The sequence below is a fragment of the Dinghuibacter sp. genome (genome assembly GCF_035492835.1).
GTDB lineage: Bacteria > Bacteroidota > Bacteroidia > Chitinophagales > Chitinophagaceae > Dinghuibacter.
Genome location: NZ_DATJIY010000122.1, coordinates 1 through 17,114 on the forward strand (window position 1 = coordinate 1; position 17,114 = coordinate 17,114).

General features: G+C 57.7%; 10 protein-coding genes. 2 read left to right on the forward strand and 8 right to left on the reverse strand.

Annotation, left to right across the window (positions count from 1 at the left end):
- From VL547_RS11190 to VL547_RS11215, 6 genes are all read right to left on the reverse strand, one after another.
- On the reverse strand, positions 1-719 hold a 719-nt coding region (locus tag VL547_RS11190), incomplete at its 3' end, for a hypothetical protein (RefSeq protein ID WP_325577756.1).
- A 48-nt stretch (positions 720-767) separates the two neighbouring features.
- A complete protein-coding gene (locus tag VL547_RS11195; protein ID WP_325577757.1) occupies positions 768-3,167 on the reverse strand; it encodes an ABC transporter permease in 2,400 nt (799 codons plus the stop codon).
- 150 nt (positions 3,168-3,317) lie between these two features.
- Positions 3,318-4,709, reverse strand: coding sequence for a hypothetical protein (locus tag VL547_RS11200; RefSeq protein WP_325577758.1), 1,392 nt, complete (start codon positions 4,707-4,709; stop codon positions 3,318-3,320).
- Positions 4,710-4,719: 10 nt separating this feature from the next.
- On the reverse strand, positions 4,720-7,542 hold the full coding sequence (locus VL547_RS11205) for a TonB-dependent receptor (RefSeq protein WP_325577759.1): 2,823 nt from the start codon (positions 7,540-7,542) through the stop codon (positions 4,720-4,722).
- Between the two features lie 142 nt (positions 7,543-7,684).
- The gene (locus VL547_RS11210) at positions 7,685-9,415 is read right to left on the reverse strand and encodes a cytochrome-c peroxidase (RefSeq protein WP_325577760.1); all 1,731 of its coding nucleotides are present in this window, start codon (positions 9,413-9,415) and stop codon (positions 7,685-7,687) included.
- Between the two features lie 4 nt (positions 9,416-9,419).
- Positions 9,420-10,781: a metallophosphoesterase family protein gene (locus tag VL547_RS11215; RefSeq protein ID WP_325577761.1), complete on the reverse strand. Its 1,362-nt coding sequence runs from the start codon at positions 10,779-10,781 to the stop codon at positions 9,420-9,422.
- 241 nt (positions 10,782-11,022) lie between these two features.
- On the opposite strand from VL547_RS11215, the gene VL547_RS11220 reads away from it, so the two are divergent.
- A complete protein-coding gene (locus VL547_RS11220) occupies positions 11,023-13,776 on the forward strand; it encodes a TonB-dependent receptor (protein WP_325577762.1) in 2,754 nt (917 codons plus the stop codon).
- 34 nt (positions 13,777-13,810) lie between these two features.
- Entirely contained in the window at positions 13,811-15,031 is a 1,221-nt protein-coding gene (locus VL547_RS11225; protein WP_325577763.1) for a right-handed parallel beta-helix repeat-containing protein, read from the forward strand.
- A 5-nt stretch (positions 15,032-15,036) separates the two neighbouring features.
- On the opposite strand, the gene VL547_RS11230 is transcribed toward VL547_RS11225, so the two are convergent.
- Positions 15,037-16,299: a HAMP domain-containing sensor histidine kinase gene (locus tag VL547_RS11230; protein ID WP_325577764.1), complete on the reverse strand. Its 1,263-nt coding sequence runs from the start codon at positions 16,297-16,299 to the stop codon at positions 15,037-15,039.
- Entirely contained in the window at positions 16,296-16,970 is a 675-nt protein-coding gene (locus VL547_RS11235; RefSeq protein ID WP_325577765.1) for a response regulator transcription factor, read from the reverse strand. Before VL547_RS11235 ends, VL547_RS11230 begins: the two co-directional genes overlap by 4 nt.
- Positions 16,971-17,114: the final 144 nt, after the last annotated feature.

Below are 17,114 nucleotides of genomic sequence, written 5' to 3' on the forward strand. Positions count from 1 at the left end.
CTCCGGTCGATCGAGGGCGTCAGCCCGAACCCATACCCCGCGTTGAATTCCCACCGGGGATCGAAATCCGCGTCGACCGCGAAGAACAATTGATGTTGCTGGTCGGGAACCGGATCGAAGCGCGTGACCGGTCCGAGCGACCCGTAATATTCTATACCCGGCGCCCAGACCTTCCCGATCTGATAGCTGAATTTAAAGTCCGGGGCGAAAACGACACCCCGCCCGGCGTCGGCGCCCTTCCAGGTAATGTCGAAGGTGGGGTTGACGGCCAGATAGACCGGCCCGATCTGTTTGTCCACGATCGGTCGTATCTCCAATGTCCACACGTCGGGGTCGTACCCTTCTTTGACAAAACCCCCTTCGAAGGAAATGCTTACGCCGACCGGCCAGTTCCAACTGGCGGGAGCCATCACCCGCGGACGGATGTGGCTCCCGACATAATTGGTTCTTCCCATGTCTGCGATGTCGTTGAAAATATAAAAACCCAGCTCCATCCACGGGGTGAAGCCATGGGTGATCTCGATGGTCTCCCGGTCCATGTGATTGGTCGATACCACCCCGTCCGAGGCCGTATTGCCGATAAAACTGTAGTTGCTGTGCAGCTCCACCATCGTGGTATCCCTGCCGACGGTGGGCGACGCATAGACCTGAATTTCGTAGTTGTCCTGGGCGCAAACCCCCGAGGCGACAAATAACAGGACGACAAAGACGAAACGCATAAGAACCCAAAACTAGGTTCCGATTCTGGAGAAATCCTGGTTTTTAGCCTACTCTGTTTTTAGTGAGTTCGCCGGGTTCTCACGCGCCGCGCGAAAGGTCTGGGATATGATGGTGACCAGGCCGATACCCAGCAGCAGGACAAAACAACCCATTGCGGCCGAGCCGCCACCGCCGGGACGTACCGGGAAGTTTTGCTGGAACAAGGAACCCAGGATAAAGCCGATGGGAACACCGATACAACCGGCGATCACCAGCAGCTTGACGTACCGGACGGACAGGAGCCGGACCAGCTGGCCGTTCGTGGCGCCGATGACCTTTCTGACGCCGATCTCTTTCCTCCTGGTTTCGACGTTGTAGGTGACGAGCCCCAGCAGTCCCAGCGTGGCAATGGTCACGGTCATGAACGCCAGGTAGCCGAGGAGGGAGATGGTGGCGCTTTGAGAGTCCCTTCGTTCGATGTCCTCGTCCAGCCAAGAGTAGGTAAATGGCGTGGCCGGGAACAGGCGTAGCCACTGCTGTCGCAGACGATCCGACAACGCGGTCTTATCGCCGGGCTCCGCCCCGACATAGAGGTAGCTGAAATACTTGGGGTTGTACCGCAGGGCCAACGCCGTCATCGGCTTCCCCGCGATCTCGAAGTGGAAGTCCGCCACCACCCCGATGATATTCAGTTTTATCGAATCGCTCACCCACAGCCAGCGGCCCAGCGCCTCCTCATCCGATGTGAAACCCAGCTGGCGGACCGCTGTCTCATTGAGGAGAACGTCGTGCTCGGGCAGCGAGTCGGCCCGGGGTCCGAAATTCCGGCCGGTCAATAACCGGATTTTCATCGAGGGTACGAAAGCGGGGTCGGTGAAATAATAGTCCAGCGACACCGCATTCTTTTGGGCCTGGTCCACCCACGCCGCACCCGAAATACCGGAAAAGTGCGACGTAAAGGCATTGGACATCGCCGCCACAGATCCCACGCCGCTTATACCGGCGACGGCCGCCGCCGCGACATGGGCGTCCGCTCCGTTGAGCGGCACCACCATCGTATTCTCCCGGTTGAAACCCTGGTCTTGCGCCGCCAGGAACGAAAACTGCCTGTAAAAGGTGAACAGGAAGATCACGATCACCAGTGAAAGCGTGTATTGAAAGACCGTGAGCGCTTTTTGAAGCCCGACGCTCCCAAATACCTTCGCGGTGGAGAGGTTTTTTAATACCCTGAGCGGCTTGAACGAGGACAGTATCCAGGCGGGCGCCACCCCGGCCAGGAGCCCGGTGAAAAGCGCGAACGCAAAGCTGTCCAGGACAAAGGGCAGCGGATAGTCGAAATTGGACGGGACCATTTCGTATCCATCGTTAAAGGGCGCCCAGCGGACGATCAGCTCCAGGAGCACCCAGGCGAAGCCCAGGGCGCAAAACGCCAGCACGCAGGCTTCGACGATGTACTGGACGAATACCTGGCGCCGTTTGGCGCCGGTTATCTTTCGGATGCCCACCTCCTTGGCCCGGGTCAGCGCGCGGGCCACCGTCAGGTTGGTATAATTGAAGGCGGCCGCCAGGAGGATCAACAGGGCGACGTCTATTTCCACCCACAGTTTGTTCCACGTCGTACCGCCACCGATGTCGTTGTAGATTTTGTCGTCCGCGGGGCGGATGCGGGTCAGGCTCTGCAGCTTGAAACCCAGACGCCCTTGCTTGTCGGTTTTGTTGATCGCCACAGCCATGGCTGCCAGGCGGTCCGACAGGTTGCGCGTACCCGTACCGGTCTTCAGGGTCACGTAGGTATAGGTTATCATGCAATCGCCCCAGTCATTCGACTTTTCGGGTAGCACCTTGGACTGCACCAGACCCGGAACGGCCGTAAAGGGCGCATAGGCGTCAAAAGATATATGCGATTTACCCGGGGGCTCGTTCAACACCCCGGTCACGATAAAGCTTCCCTTGTTACCGAGGTCGAGCACCTTTCCCAACGCCGGCGCCGGGCCAAAAAAACGCCTGGCGGCCTCGCCGCTCAGCACGATGTCGTTTGGCTGCCGGAACGCGGTGGAGGTATCCCCTTCCGCCAGCGTGAAGCCAAAGACCCTGAAGAAAGACGGCTCCGTAAAAGCGCCGTTCAGGTTGAGCTCGCGCCCGCCGATCCGTGCCGTCCCCGACAGCGCCGGGTACAGGCTCACCGTTTGCTCGATGTCACCGGAGCCCCCGTCCAGCGCGGCGCGTAGCGGAAGCGGCGTGCTGGCCATGGACCAGCGGCTCCCGTCGTTTTTCTGATAGGTGCTGATAATCCGGTAGGTCCGGTCCGGGTGCGGGTGGAATTGATCGTACCCGATTTCATCCTGGTACGTGACCAGGACGATCATCCCCACGGACATGGCCAACCCGAGCCCAAAAACATTGATGAAGGAAACCAGCCTGTTCTTCATCAGGCTCCTATAGGCGATTTTGATATAGGTATATATCATGCACCTAAGGTAACTAAGGAAGTGCCAAATTCGTAAGCCTTTCACAATCAGGGCGCCGCAAAAAATGCTGGCGCGCCGACCGTTCGTTTCCGGACAACAAGAAGCCGCCGCAGTCCGAAAACCGCGGCGGCCGGCAAACATGAAGTTATTCTAGTGCTGATTCCCCGATCCATTGATCTGGTAGCACCCAAGGTCCGCACCGGGAGGCGTAACCTCGGTCGCCCCATAGGTCGGATCGATGGGTACGACAACCAGCGGCGTGACCGAAGTATTACCCTTGCCGATCAGCGGAGAGCCGGGTGTCAGGTGGAAGTCGTAGCTCCCCACCGCGGTGATCGAGAACAGGGGCCCCGATTGGGGCAGCGAATAGTTCAAGAACCTGGGATTCTCGTACTGTACTACCGGCGTACCGTCGTAGGAATTCGCGGGAGGATCAGGGTAGTAAAAATTCGAGGGCAGGTACAAAGACGGATTGGGGATATCGGTGGGCATGGGTTTGGTGCAAACGCCCCCGAACGTAAAGAACTGGTTCGCGATGACCAGGGAATCCGCCCATTGGTAGTTGTTCCCGTAGGTCAGGTTCGCGGTGTCGGCAACCGGGTTGTTCACCACGCGGTAGCCCACCCGGCAGTTGATGAACGCATTGTTGAAAAATGCGCCCTTAGCGCCCTGCTCGAAGTCGATGCCGCCGGCACGCTGACCTGCCACGATTTGTACGCCGCCGTTAACGAACGTGCTGTTGTACATCACGATGTTGGTCTGTACGGCACCCACGGGCTGGCCCTTATTGGAGGCCTTTTGGCCGTTGTAAGCGGTTCCGATGAACAGGTTATAAGCAACGGTGCCTTGCGTACCACCCTTGGAGTTCACACAGTCGCCGCCGCTGCCGCCGCACTTTTCGAAGGTGTTGCGGAAGACGTGGATCTTGCCGTTGGAGATACGGATACAGTCGTCCGTACCGCCATATACCCAGCTGTCTTCCATGATGAAGTAGCCGTTGGGGTTCTGGAAAAGGATGTTGAACGACGTACCGGCGCTTTGCTCGACGGACGGTCCGTCCACGTTGCCGTAGGAGGCGCCCGCGAAGTCGATGTGCGTCCATTTCAGGATCAGCGCCTTGCAGGAGGTGTCGCACATGATGCCCTTCCACAGGCCGATGTGTGCGGAGTCCTGGCCGAGCGGCAGCCCCTGGGTGTTGTTCTTGGTCACGCCCGCCACGGTCATGAAATTGGGTTGGTCCTTGGTGCCGAGGCTGATTAGTGTACCGTGCACGATGATGCCCGAATTGACGTCGGCGTGGATGGTTACCCCTGGTTCCAGGATTAACGTATCGCCGGAGGGCACGTTGATGGTGCATCCAAGCGTATAGGTCTTGCCGGTAAGCATCACGCCCTTGACAGAGCCGCACAGCGGCGTCGAATCGCTGATAGCGCCGCCCGGGGGAGGGGGCGCTTTATAGTAGTAGATATTTTGTTTGTCCTGGGCCCATTTGGTGCAACCCAGAAAAGTGCAAACCACAAAAAAAGCCAAATATCGTTTCATGTAAGATTTTTTAGAATTTGTAACGGATTCCACCCTGGAAACTGAGCTTATAAATGTCCTTCTGCGCAACGGTATAGTTGCTACCTGCATCCTGGAAGGGCACCTGGTAGCCGCCGGGCAGGTTCGAGTTGACGGTTTTATACGGGAACTTTATGTACTCCTTGTTAGGCGCGTTGGTCAGGTTGTTCACCTTGCCGAAGAACGTGAAGTGTTTGGCCAGCCGTTGTTCCAGCGACAGGTCGAGCTGGGTGAAGGGTTTGTCCCAGATATCCAGGTTGGCGTAGGGCGACACCTGGGCGATCCGGTCCCCGGTGTAGGCCAGCGCGAGCTGTACGTCCAGGCCGATCTTCTGGCTCTTGAAGAGCAGCGATATGTTACCCACGTTGTTGGCCTGGCCCTGGAGGGGACGGGTCTGGTTGACGTTGAATGTCTGAATGCTTCCATTGGAAAGGGTATACAAGCGCTTGGGCGTCGTCACGCTCGAGTGCGTATAGGTATAGTTCGCTGAAACCCCGAACATCCCGAAGAACTTGGTGAAGACCGCTTCCAAACCATAGTTGGTGGCTTCGCCGGAGTTCTGGGGCTTGATGTAGAGGGAAGAGGGGCCATTGACATTGGTAACGTAATATTCGATCGGGTTTTCGATCTTTTTGTAGAAAGCCCCTACCAGGAACTGGTCGGCGATCCCGGGGAACAGCTCGTACCGGGCGTCGAGGTTGTCGGCGCGTACGTGCAGCAGGAGCGGGTTGCCCAGGAAAGTGAACTCGTCATTGGAGTTATCGGTGATGGGAACCAGGTCTCCGAAACCAGGCCGGCTGATCGACTTGAAGTACGACAGGCGGATGTTTTGGTTTTTAGCGACCGAATATTTGAAGTGTACGCTGGGCAGGACGTCTGTATAGGAGATCGTACCGCTTTTACCGATCGTCGACGTCTCGGGCAGTACGGTATTGTAGTCGTCCACGGTGTTTTCCACCCGGACGCCGCCCAACACCTGGAGGTTTTGGACGAGCATGAAACGCGCCTGGAGGTACCCTGACCCGACCTTTTCATGGGCCGTATACGTCATGGCGTTGTTGGCCGTCGTGCTTCCCTGGTTATCACCGGTGGCCTGGAAGTACGGCTGCACGTCGTTGACGTTGGTAAAGGGCGCTCCGCCATTCAGGGCCTGTAGGGCGTACTCGTTGTTGTAGTTGTTCCGGGTCTTGTACCGGTAAAGGCCGCCTGCCTGGAACTCCACGAGACGGTTGAACAGGGTGGGGGTATACCCGAGGTTGGCATAACCCGCCAGGTCCTGGTCGGTATTGTGCTGCCAGCGGTGGGTTATTGCATTGGAAGTGCCCTTTGGAACGGTATTGCTGATGTTGGTGATTTTTCCGTCACCGGAGGCGTCATAGTTCACGAGCTCGGTCCAGGTTATGGTCGACATGTCCGGGATATTCTGTTTGGCGAAGGAGTATACGCCATTCCAATCGAATTTAACCCGGTTGGAAAGCTGGTGTTCACCATGGAGCGTTCCGTTGTAAATGTCCTGGATTTGCCAGCGGCTCCGGTATTCGGGGCTGACAAGCGTCTGGGTGGGCGTAGAGTTCAGACCTGCCGTAGAGCTGTCCGGTGTAAACCGTGTCTCGTATTCGTTCTGGTGCAGGTACATGTTGAACAGCGAAATCTTGTTCCGGCTATTGAAGAAGTAATCGATCTTGTTCTGCAGACCCAGGCGGTTGGTTTGGGTGTTGAACTGGCGGACATAGGAATCGGAAGGATTCAGCGTATTGGGGACGGGAGCCGTCAGCGGCTGCGCGTCCGGTACAAGGCGCTCGGAAATCGAGCCTTTGTAGATATTCTGATAGCTCGCGGAAAGGATGATACCCAATTTTCCGCCGGCAAACCGGTCCCCGATGGTCAATCCGACCAGCTCATTGATCGGATTGCTCTTTTGGCTGTATAGCAGATTGCTGTTGGTAAAGTCCGTGGCCGGTGCGGGGTAGTCGTTGCCATGGATTTCAGCCGGCGATTTTTTCGGGATGCCCGAATGATTGAAAGCGGTAAAGGGACGGCTGGAAAAAAGCGTGGAGTACCCCCCCGATGCATTCGCGGTCAGCAAAAAGTGGTCGGGGGCGTTTTTCATCACCAGGTTCATGGTGCCCCCGATGGCGTCGCCCTCCATGCTTGGTGTGAGCGCCTTGATCACTTCCAGGCGTTCGAGCATTTCGGACGGGAAGATGTTCATCGGCACGAAGCGGTACTTGTCGTCCGGGCTGGGGATCTTGATCCCATTCACCAGGGTGTTGTTGTAGCGCTGGTCCATCCCGCGGATGATCGCATAACGGCCGTCGCCGGTATTGTCGCGCTGGATGGTCACGCCGCTCACGCGCTGGATGGCATTGGCGACAGTGATGTCCGGGCTGAGCTCGATCGTCCGGGCGGACAGGATGTTCTGCACCATGTCGGAGCGCTGTTCCAGCCGGCGCGCGACGTGGTCGGAGCCCCCGGCGCTACCCACAATCGTGGTTTCCTGCAACGTAATCGCGGATGGCGTCATGCCGATGTTCACGGTGACGTCTGCCGTCAGCTCGACCTCTTGCGGTTTGGAGTGTTGATAGCCTACCGTCGTTACGTCGATGATATACTTTCCGGAAGGAAGGTGACGGAAGACAAACGCTCCGTCCAGCTGAACGGTCGTGGTGTAATGCGTGTGCTCGAGCACGACGGTGGCCCCGGTAAGCGGCTCGCCCGTGTTACTGTCGAAAACCTTGCCCCTGAGGGTTTGCGCCTGTGCAGCCGCAACGCAGGAGACCACAAACAGGGAAAGGACGATACGTCTCAATAGCATATTGTCTTGGGATTTTTTTTTGCAAATATTTCGGGAAACGAAGGGGGAAAAGAAGTATTATGAAAAGGTTATTAATTCGGTAACCTTATTCTAACAATGAGTTTATATATAATCCAAAGTCTCTCCAGAATGCACAGAGTCCCTACAGAGAGCGATCAGTAAGGGCATTCAGGAAGGCTGTAAGCTGCCTCACTTCCTTTGCGGAAAGATGCAGAGTGTCGCCGCTCAAAGTCTGGCCGGCGGCGGCCAGCCCGATCCCTTTTCCGCCGCCCCGGTTGTAGAAGGCCACCAGCGTGCTGATGTCCGGCAGCGAGCCATTGTGCATATAGGGTGCGGTGACGGCCGTATTCCGCACGGTGGGCGTTTTGAAGGCCCCCCGATAGAACGGGATGGGATAGACGCCATACCGCCCCTTGTCTGTATCGGCTACGGGATGCAGGAGGTCCGCCGTCGCCGGTGTGCCCAGCACCTCATACTCCGTTACGTCGTACAAGGGTGGCCTGAGGCCGTTAAAGAGCGGTGCAAAATGGCAGGTGGCGCAACGCGCCTTACCCATGAAGAGATTGAAACCGCGGACGTCGTCCGGCGTAAGCGCACGGCGGTCTCCGGTCATGTACCGGTCGAACCGGCTGTTGAACGGTGTAAGTGTACGGACATACGCCGCCAGCGCCGCCGCCGCCTTCCGGACGTCTTTCCGGCTGGTGTCGATCCCCATCTCGGCGCGATTGGTTAGCACGTCCGCTACCTGGTCCTCCAGGCTCCTGGCTCGTCCATCCCAAAACTGGCTATACTGGTAGGCGGCGTACAGCAAGGTGGGGGTGTTGCGCCGGAGGGGAGGGAACCCCGGCATGGCGGGGCTTACGACACGGCCGTCGGTGAAATATGTCCCCGGCCGGTGACAGGTAGCGCACGACCTGGAGCCGTCCGAGGACAATGACGGGTCCGAAAACAGCTCCCGGCCGCGTTCGGCCAGCGCCACACGGCCATTTCCCGGCAGGGCATGCACATCGGCTCCGCCCGGCAGGGCACGCAGGTCGATCGCGCCCGGCGAGAAGAGGTCCGCCGACCGGTAGTCGAGCGTCGGCACTGTCTGGCAAAACAAACCGTTTTGGTCGATCCATTCTCCCAAATGCCGCTGCAGCGGCAAGGCGCCGCGGACAAGGAACGCGAGCCGGTCAAACCCGTCAAACCCCGGACTGGCCCGGAGCATCCGCAGCGACTGGTCCAGGTAGAACCGGATACTATCGGCCTCTCCGCCATGGGCGAGGTACGGTTGCAAACAACGATCGATCGCCTCCATCGCGGCTTCCGATTCCTCAACCCCGCTTTTCGACAGCGGCGCGTCATACCCTGTTATGCCCAAGGTCATGACCCGTATCAATTCCAACCGGAGGCTTTCCATCAACGGCGCGTCCTCCAGGTGGAACCCGTACAGCAATGACCCGAGGTCACGGGCGGACTCGGCCACCGCGCGCGACTGCTCGATCAACATTCCTTTCGTGGAATCCTCCTGCCGGGCATACAGCATGTCCTCGATCAACTGCAAGCCTCGCGGCGCCTCGTATTCCATGAAGGGTTCCTCCACCTCGTACTTTGCCGGCTGATTATAGATCAGGGCGGCGCTCCGGAAAAAATACTCCAGGAAAAACTCGATCCGTTTATAGCGCAACCGGCATTGTAGCAGCGCCCGCTCCATGGCGCGTCCATCCCCGGGATGCCGGACGGCCTCATTGAGGCTGTCGGCGCTCCGGGCAAAGTCGCCAAAGGCGGCTCGCACGTAGCCCAATACGTCGTCCGCCGGACGCGTCATCTTCTGCTCCGCGAAGGTCCCGGCGAGCAGGGATAAGGCCAAAACGAGCAGGGTCGCCTTCAACCGCTCAAGTCTTTTTTATCATTACGAAATGGTCCCTGACGACGCCGTCGGCGCAGATCCACGTAAAATCGAGCCGGTTGCCACGCACCCGCAGCAGGGAAGCGCCTCCATGGACCGCATCGGAGAAATACATGGCGTTGTGCGGGAAAGTGGGTTGCTCTCCACCCAGCTTCCCGGCCGAGCCCGTTACCACGTATACGGTGCCGTCTCCGCCGACAGGTTTTACATACGGCTCGGTGTCCGATCCTGAAGACTGGCTCAGGTTGTACTTCAGGCTGTCGAAGTCGGCTTCCATACCGTAATAGCCCTTCATCAGCCGGGACCGTTCGTAATCGTGGCTGTGACCGCAAACGACCAGGTCGACGCCATATCGTTCCAGGATGCGGATGAAGTTTTCCCTGATCTTCACCAGCTCCGTTTCCTTATCCGAGCTGTGCGAACCCATCGTATAGGGTGGATGGTGCCAGTAGGCGATCACCCAGGTCCGGTTGGTATTGGCCTCGAGGTCGTGCTTGATCCACTGTACCTGGGGGCCGGTGGTGTCGTATAACCGATAATCATCGGCCTCCTTGCCGTACGAATCCAGGGACAGGAAGTGGATATTCCCAACGTCGTAGGAATAGAACGCCTTCGTGTGTGACGGGACACCCCCCGCCTCCCCGTTTTCCGGCACGGAGAAATTCTGGTAATAGGCCACGCTGTGCGTCCGCTGAGCCACCGCCGCGGAAAATTCGATGTCGTGGTAGTCGTGGTTGCCCGGCGCCGGGAACAAAGGATATAGCTTGAGGAGGTTGTCCCGGTAAATGTTGAAAAAGTTGGTTTGGAACTCCGCGTCGGTCCCATCCGAATACGCGTTGTCGCCCACCAGGATCCAGGCGTTGAGCCGGCCGGTGTCCAGGTATTTCAGGAACTGGTCGCGGACGTTCCGCTGGTTGACCGAGTTGTTACCGCAGTCGCCGAAAATGCCGATGCGATAGTCCCCCGCGGCGCCCGTGAGCGGTAGTGTGGTAAAACTGCTTCCCGGGCCGGTTTCCAGCGTGTCCTTGAATTCACCGATGGTATAATAGTACCGGGTTAAAGGCTGAAGCCCCCGGAGCGCCACCTCGTGTTCGGTCACCAACGCGGAATCATCGGCCATGCCGTCGAGCCTGTCGGGATCGGTCCCGAACCGGACGCGGCTGCGCGCCGACGCATCGGTCCTCCACCGGATCAGGATACCGGTCGGCGTAGCAGTTTGCAGGTATGGGCCGCGTAACAAGCGGGGACGGATACCCGAAGGCTTACCGCCTTCGTCTTCCTTTTGCCCGAAGGCAGCACTGCACGTCAGCAGGAGCGCGCACAGGATACAGGGTCGTAACGATAGCATGGGTGTAAACTTACTCGAGCTTATCGGGACACCCGTGCTGGTTTACATTAAGAAAACATCAATGAATTTTGAAGATATGCTGATTAGATTCTGGATTTATATATAAGCTACTACTCTCTTATGAATTGAACGTTACCGAATCAAAAAATGTCGGCGATGAAATCGTGACAAAATCTTTAAATCGAAAAGCAAAGCGGTATGAAGTTTTTCATGACTATACTTTAGCGGCAAACCAAACGACATGAAGACTGCCTTCCTACTATGCTTTACTTTTTTTTGTCAGTGGATCTATGCGCAAAACGGAGGCATAAAAGGAAAGGTTACGGGTAAGGACGGCGAACCGCTCATAGGCGCGCTGGTGACGCTCGAGCATACTTCTTTCAGGGCGGTAACCGATAGCGAAGGCCGGTTCAGTTTCCAGAACGTCCCCCCAGGTGAATATATAGTAGTGTTGGAGTCCGTCGGTTACGGCACTGCCAACCGGCACATAAAGCTCAAGGAAGGAGAGACCGAAAAAGTAAACGCGGAGCTCGAGCCCCGGACGACGGAACTGCAAGAGGTCAGTGTGTACGGTAAGCTCAGCCAGGAAGAGGACGCCGGGGCCCGCAACCGTGAAAAGCGCTCCGATAATATTGTAAATGTCGTGTCCGCCAGGGCTATGGAACGTTCCCCCGACATCAACGCGGCCAACGTACTGCAGCGCGTGAGCGGCGTGACCGTCCTGCGGAACGGCGGGGGGGATGAAGCCTATGCGGACGTCCGGGGTATGCAGCCCCAATATAACAATACGCTGATCGACGGTATCAAGATTGCCAGCCCGGACGACAAGTCCCGGACGATATCCATGAGCCTCGTTCCGTCGGACCTGCTGGGGTCCATCGAGGTACACAAGACACTCCTCCCGGAAATGGAAGGGGACGCGATCGGCGGTACGGTGAACCTGGTGATGAAGGACGCGCCCCAGAAGGAAACCTTTAAGGTGCTGGGCTCCCTGGGGTACAGCACGATCGTGTTCAACCAACCGTTCGACTATTTTTCCCGCAAGGACATCCAGCAAAAAAGCCCGACCGAGCGGTATGGCGACAGTTATGTGGCCCAACCGGGGGACTTTAGCCGGACCAACCTGGAGTTCCACCCCATCACACCGCCGCCTACGGGCACGGCGACGATCGCTTACGGGAACCGCTACATGCACAACAAGCTGGGGCTGCTCGTCGTGGAAAGCTTCCAGAACCAGTATTACGGCAACTACAACAACTTTGCCCAGGTGGGCCCGGCCTATAACGCCAACGGGGCGCCACAAATCACGGATTTTGCCAACCGCTGGTACTCTACCCAGCAGCTGAACGAAGGCATCACGGCGCACCTGGATTATAATATCAATCCGCGTAATAAGATCACGCTGAACAACATGGCGCTGTACAGCTTCCTGGGCCAGGCGCGGACCGAGGTGGACACCGCGATTGTCGGCGGTAACGGTGGGCGGACGGTCCCCGGCACCGGCCCGGTGACTACGGACTGGACGTCGGCTACCCAGCGGACCTACATGGAGAACCTCAAGCTGTCGGGCAAGCACGTGCTGTCCCAACACTTCATGCTGGACTGGACGGGCGTATATTCCCTGGCTTTTGCGCGGGCCCCGGACATGGCCGACCTCCAGGTCAACGACCTGATCGACTCCGTGCACAGCGCCAACGGAACCTACGGGTATAACGGCACCTACGGTTTCCAAAAGACCCCCAACTATTTCGATGCCATCAGCCGCGTCTGGCAACACAACCGGGACCAGGACTTCGACGTCATGGCCAACCTTTCCTACAAGACCAGCCTCCCGGGGAGGGGTATCCTTGAGCTCAAAGGCGGCGGCCTTTACCGCGCCAAGGTCCGCTACAACCTGCAGAATTCCTATACGCTCAAACCCGATACTGACGCCATGGGGATCAAGCAAGTGTTCATCGACGTCCAAAGCGCCCGGTGGACCGTCTTCGATCCCAAGGGCAGCTATGACTACGACGTGAACAACTATCGGGCGTATGAGGACATAGCCGCGGGCTATGGGGAATTCAAGTTTTCCTTCCCCTGGCTGGACGTGCTCGGGGGAGTCCGGGTGGAAAATACCCAGCAGGGCTTCACCATCAACAACTTTCACGTCGGCTCCATCAACGAGGTACACAAAACCTACACAGACCCGCTCCCCAGCCTGGACCTCAAGTTCAAGCTGAATCCCAAGACCAACCTCAGGGCTTCCTATTACAAGAGCATTGCGCGTCCCGCTTACTACGACCTGGTGCCCACACAGGTATTGAACTTCGCGGCCGGCACCGCGACTGAGGGCAATGACACCCTCAAGCATACGGTAGCCGACAACTACGACCTGCGCTTCGAGTATTACCCAAGAGAGGAGGAGGCGCTCCAGGCGGGCGTTTTTTACAAGCACCTCATCAACACCATCGAACAACAGTCCAGCGACGGCGTCAACTATAGGATATCGAACGTACCCGAAGCGCACGTGTACGGGGCGGAATTGTCCTATACCAAGTATTTCGGAAAATTCGGCCTGACGGGAAATTATACCTACCTGAACTCCAGGACCGTGACTTCCAAGCAATACTACCACCTTAACCCCCCGTATCAACAACCGGACTCCCTGGTGCCCCGGCCCCTGCAGGGGATGACCGACCACACGGTCAACCTTTCGGCGATGTACCGCAATCCCAAAAGGGGCACCTTCGTGCAACTGGCCTTCCAATACCTCGGCAGCTCGCTTTCCAACGTGTACAACATCGTGGGATGGGACTATTATCAGCGGCCCACGGCGAACCTGGCCCTGTCGGCCGAGCAGCAGCTGCGCAACCGGCACCTCACCCTGTTCACCAAGTGGAACAACCTGACGAATTCGTCGGTCAGGTCGCAGATCAAGGGACACAGCGACATGGACCTGTCCAAAGAGGTCACGGGCCTGTCCTTCAGCTTCGGCCTGCGATATGAACATTAATAAGCAACCAACCAAATCACTAAAAAACAAGAGTATGACAAAAGGCAAGTTTTATCCCCTGTTACTGGGTGTCGCCGTTGCCCTTGGCGCGTGTTCCAAGAACAACGAAAAAACATCCGTTGGTACCGGAAACACCCCTCCCCCGAACGCCATTGCTCCAGGCAACGTCTCCGGCGTAGTGAAAGGCGTGTTTGTGGCTGGCGCCAGCTACACTATTACCGGCAATCTCCAGGTCAACAAGGGCGATACCCTGTCGGCACAACCGGGCGCTCAAATTACCGTGAAGAACAATTCCCTGATCAACGTCGACGGCGTGCTCAGCCTGATCGGGTCCAAGGACAGCACGATCGAGATCAACTCCGACACCAAGCTGCCGGGCTCCTGGGGCGGGCTCATCTGCGACAGCGCCACGTCGGTCACCATTAAATGGACGCACGTGGACAACACGGGTGGCCCCGATCCCACCGGTAGTCCGACCGAGACGGTCGAAATGACGACGCCCGGAACACTGGACATCGAGGATTCCTGGTTCACCAACGGACAGGACAACGGATTCAACCTGAAAGGGGGATGCAAGATCACGATCTTGCGCAATACCATCCTTTGCTCGGGCAGTACCGACGGCGAGGCGATAGACGTTAAAAACGGCGTCACCGGCACGATCGCCTACAACGTCATCTACAGCCAGGCCGGTACCGCCATCAAGCTGGAGTCCAGCTCGACTACACCGATCCCGCAGACCCAGATCACCGCCTACAACAACACGATCCTGTGTAACGGCTGGAGAAGGGGTCAAGCCGAGCCGGGCCGGGCCATTTCCGTCGACGTAGGCGCCATGGCCCTGTTCTACAACAACATCATCGAAGACAACTACCAGGGCATTTTGGTAACGGACCAGGCCGACACGACCAACACGAAGTACGGGAACAACCTGTTCTACGCCTCCGCGGACACCTTCCTGGATACGACGGGCGCCGCCAGCGGACTCACTCCCGTTACGATTAACATCCGTTCCGAGTTCTATCCCCCGGACGGGATTGCCAAGCCGCAGCCGACCGACATCATCTCCACGATGGTTGGACAATTCGATCCGATGTTCGTAAGCTTTGACGGCAAGCTATCCACCCCCAACGGAGCTGCCACGAGCAACAACTACCACCTGCAACCGGGCTCCCCCGCCATTGGCAAGGGCAATACGACTTATAACGCGGACATCGGCGCGTATACGTCCGACGGCAAGGGTAATCAACATTGATTCCTTCAACCATTGGGAGATATGCTGAGCCGGAAGCTGTGTAATCCGCCGATATACGCATAACTCGTTTCCCAGCCGTATAACGTACCGATCTGGCGCACGATGGGTAAGCCAAGCCCCAGACTGCCCGGATCGGTACTTTCTTTATAGAACCGCTGGAAAATCCGGTCGTTGTCGAGCGGCCCGTTCTTCCCGGTGTTTTGGATCACCAGCTCACGGTCCCTGATGGTGACCCGGACGAGCCCGCCGGCTATGTTGTGCCGCCAGGCATTGTGGAGGAGGTTACCAACCATTATTTCCATGAGCGAGCGATTGGCCTGGACCAGCGGGTCGTCCCGAAAGTCCGTTTCCAGGGAAACTGATTGAACGTTCATGGACGCCAGGCATTTTGTGACAACCGCTTTTAGCCCGATGGGCTCGGTGTCGGGGAACTGTTGGTTATCGATTCGCGTGAGCAATACCAGGCTGCGGTGAAGTCTTGCCAGGCGCTGGCTGGCACCCTCCAGGTCGCCGATCAGCCCTGCCTGTTCTTCGTTCAGCGGGTTGGTCTGCATCAGCAATTCCAGCTTGGTTTGGAATATGGCCAGCGGCGTTTGGATTTCGTGCGAAGCGTTCCCCGTGAATTCCTTTTGGGCGAGGTAGGTACTCCGGGCGCGCTCCGTCAATTCCCGCAGCGATCGGTTGAGGTCGTTAAACTCATTGACCGTGGACCGGTCGAGCGCCAGCGGCTGGGGCTGATCGAGCCTGTACTGCCGCAGCCGCTCCAGGGATTTATAGAAAGGGTTCCAGATGTTTCGCGCCAGCCGCCAGTTGATGAGGAGGAGACCGACCAGCAGGAGCACCAGCAAGATCGACTGAACGAGAACGATACTCAGTATCAGGTTATCGCGGTCCACCATCGAGTCGGTGACCTGAAGCAGGTAGGGCTTGCCATCCGCGAGGAAGTTGGTCTGAAGGATACGGCGGGGCACGACTTCCCCGATAACCGAATCATAGATATCCCGGTTGATAAATCGTTCGAAGGAACGTGGGTCGTCGGAAGGACGCAGGCTTACGTCCTGGTCGGCGAAACTGATACCGGACAGCGCGCCCGACCTTATTGCCTGGAGGATTTTACGCTGCGCGATGGTGCGGGTGGCCACCAGGTGCTCATCCGTGTCCGCGCGGACGGCTACCCCAACCGCAAAGTAGGATACCGGTATCGTTACCAGCAGGAGACATACCGAATACCCGAGGTAGCTGCGGATCGTCTTTTGCAGCAGCCTCATGACGTGAATTTGTACCCCATGCCGTAGACCGACCGGATGTAGTCACGGCAACCGGCCGCGGCCAGTTTCTTTTTGAGGTTCTTCATGTGCGAATACAGGAAGTCGAAGTTGTCAAAGCTGGCCCCGCTGTCCCCGGAGATGTTTTCCGCTATGGCGTTCTTGGAGATCACCCGGTCTTTGTTGGATACCAGGTAGAGCAGCAGGTCGAATTCCCGGCGCGTCAGCCCCACGTTATTCCCGTGGACCGTTACCGTTTTGGCGTACAGGTCGATAAACAATTCGTTATAGACGAGGTTACGGTTTCCCTGGAAACGCTTGCGGCGGATCAGCGCGGCGATGCGCGCATTCAGCTCCGACAGGTGGAACGGTTTGGAGAGGTAGTCGTCCGCGCCCAGGTTGAGCCCCGTCACGCGGTCGTCGAGCGAATCCCGGGCAGAAAGGATGATGACGCCATCCGCCCGGTTGTTCGTCTTGAGCTCCCTCAATAACTGGAAGCCATTGCCGTCCACCAGCGAAATGTCGAGCACGATACAGTCATAGTCGAACGAGTCTGTTTTGTCCAGGGCGCTACTTACCGTATCCGCGACGTCGCAGACATAGTTTTCCCTCTTAAGATAAGCGACGATACTCCTGGACAGCTCCTTCTCGTCCTCCACGATCAAAATGCGCATAGTGAGATTCCCTTCGCAATATCCACCTGCATTCTGAAGACATTCTGAATTTAGCCGCATTCGGCGCGGCTCCGGGCGCTGCCTTCGGCCAAAATCCGCGCCCCAGGCCCATCGCGCGCCTCAAAATTTCCCCAGAATGCCGCC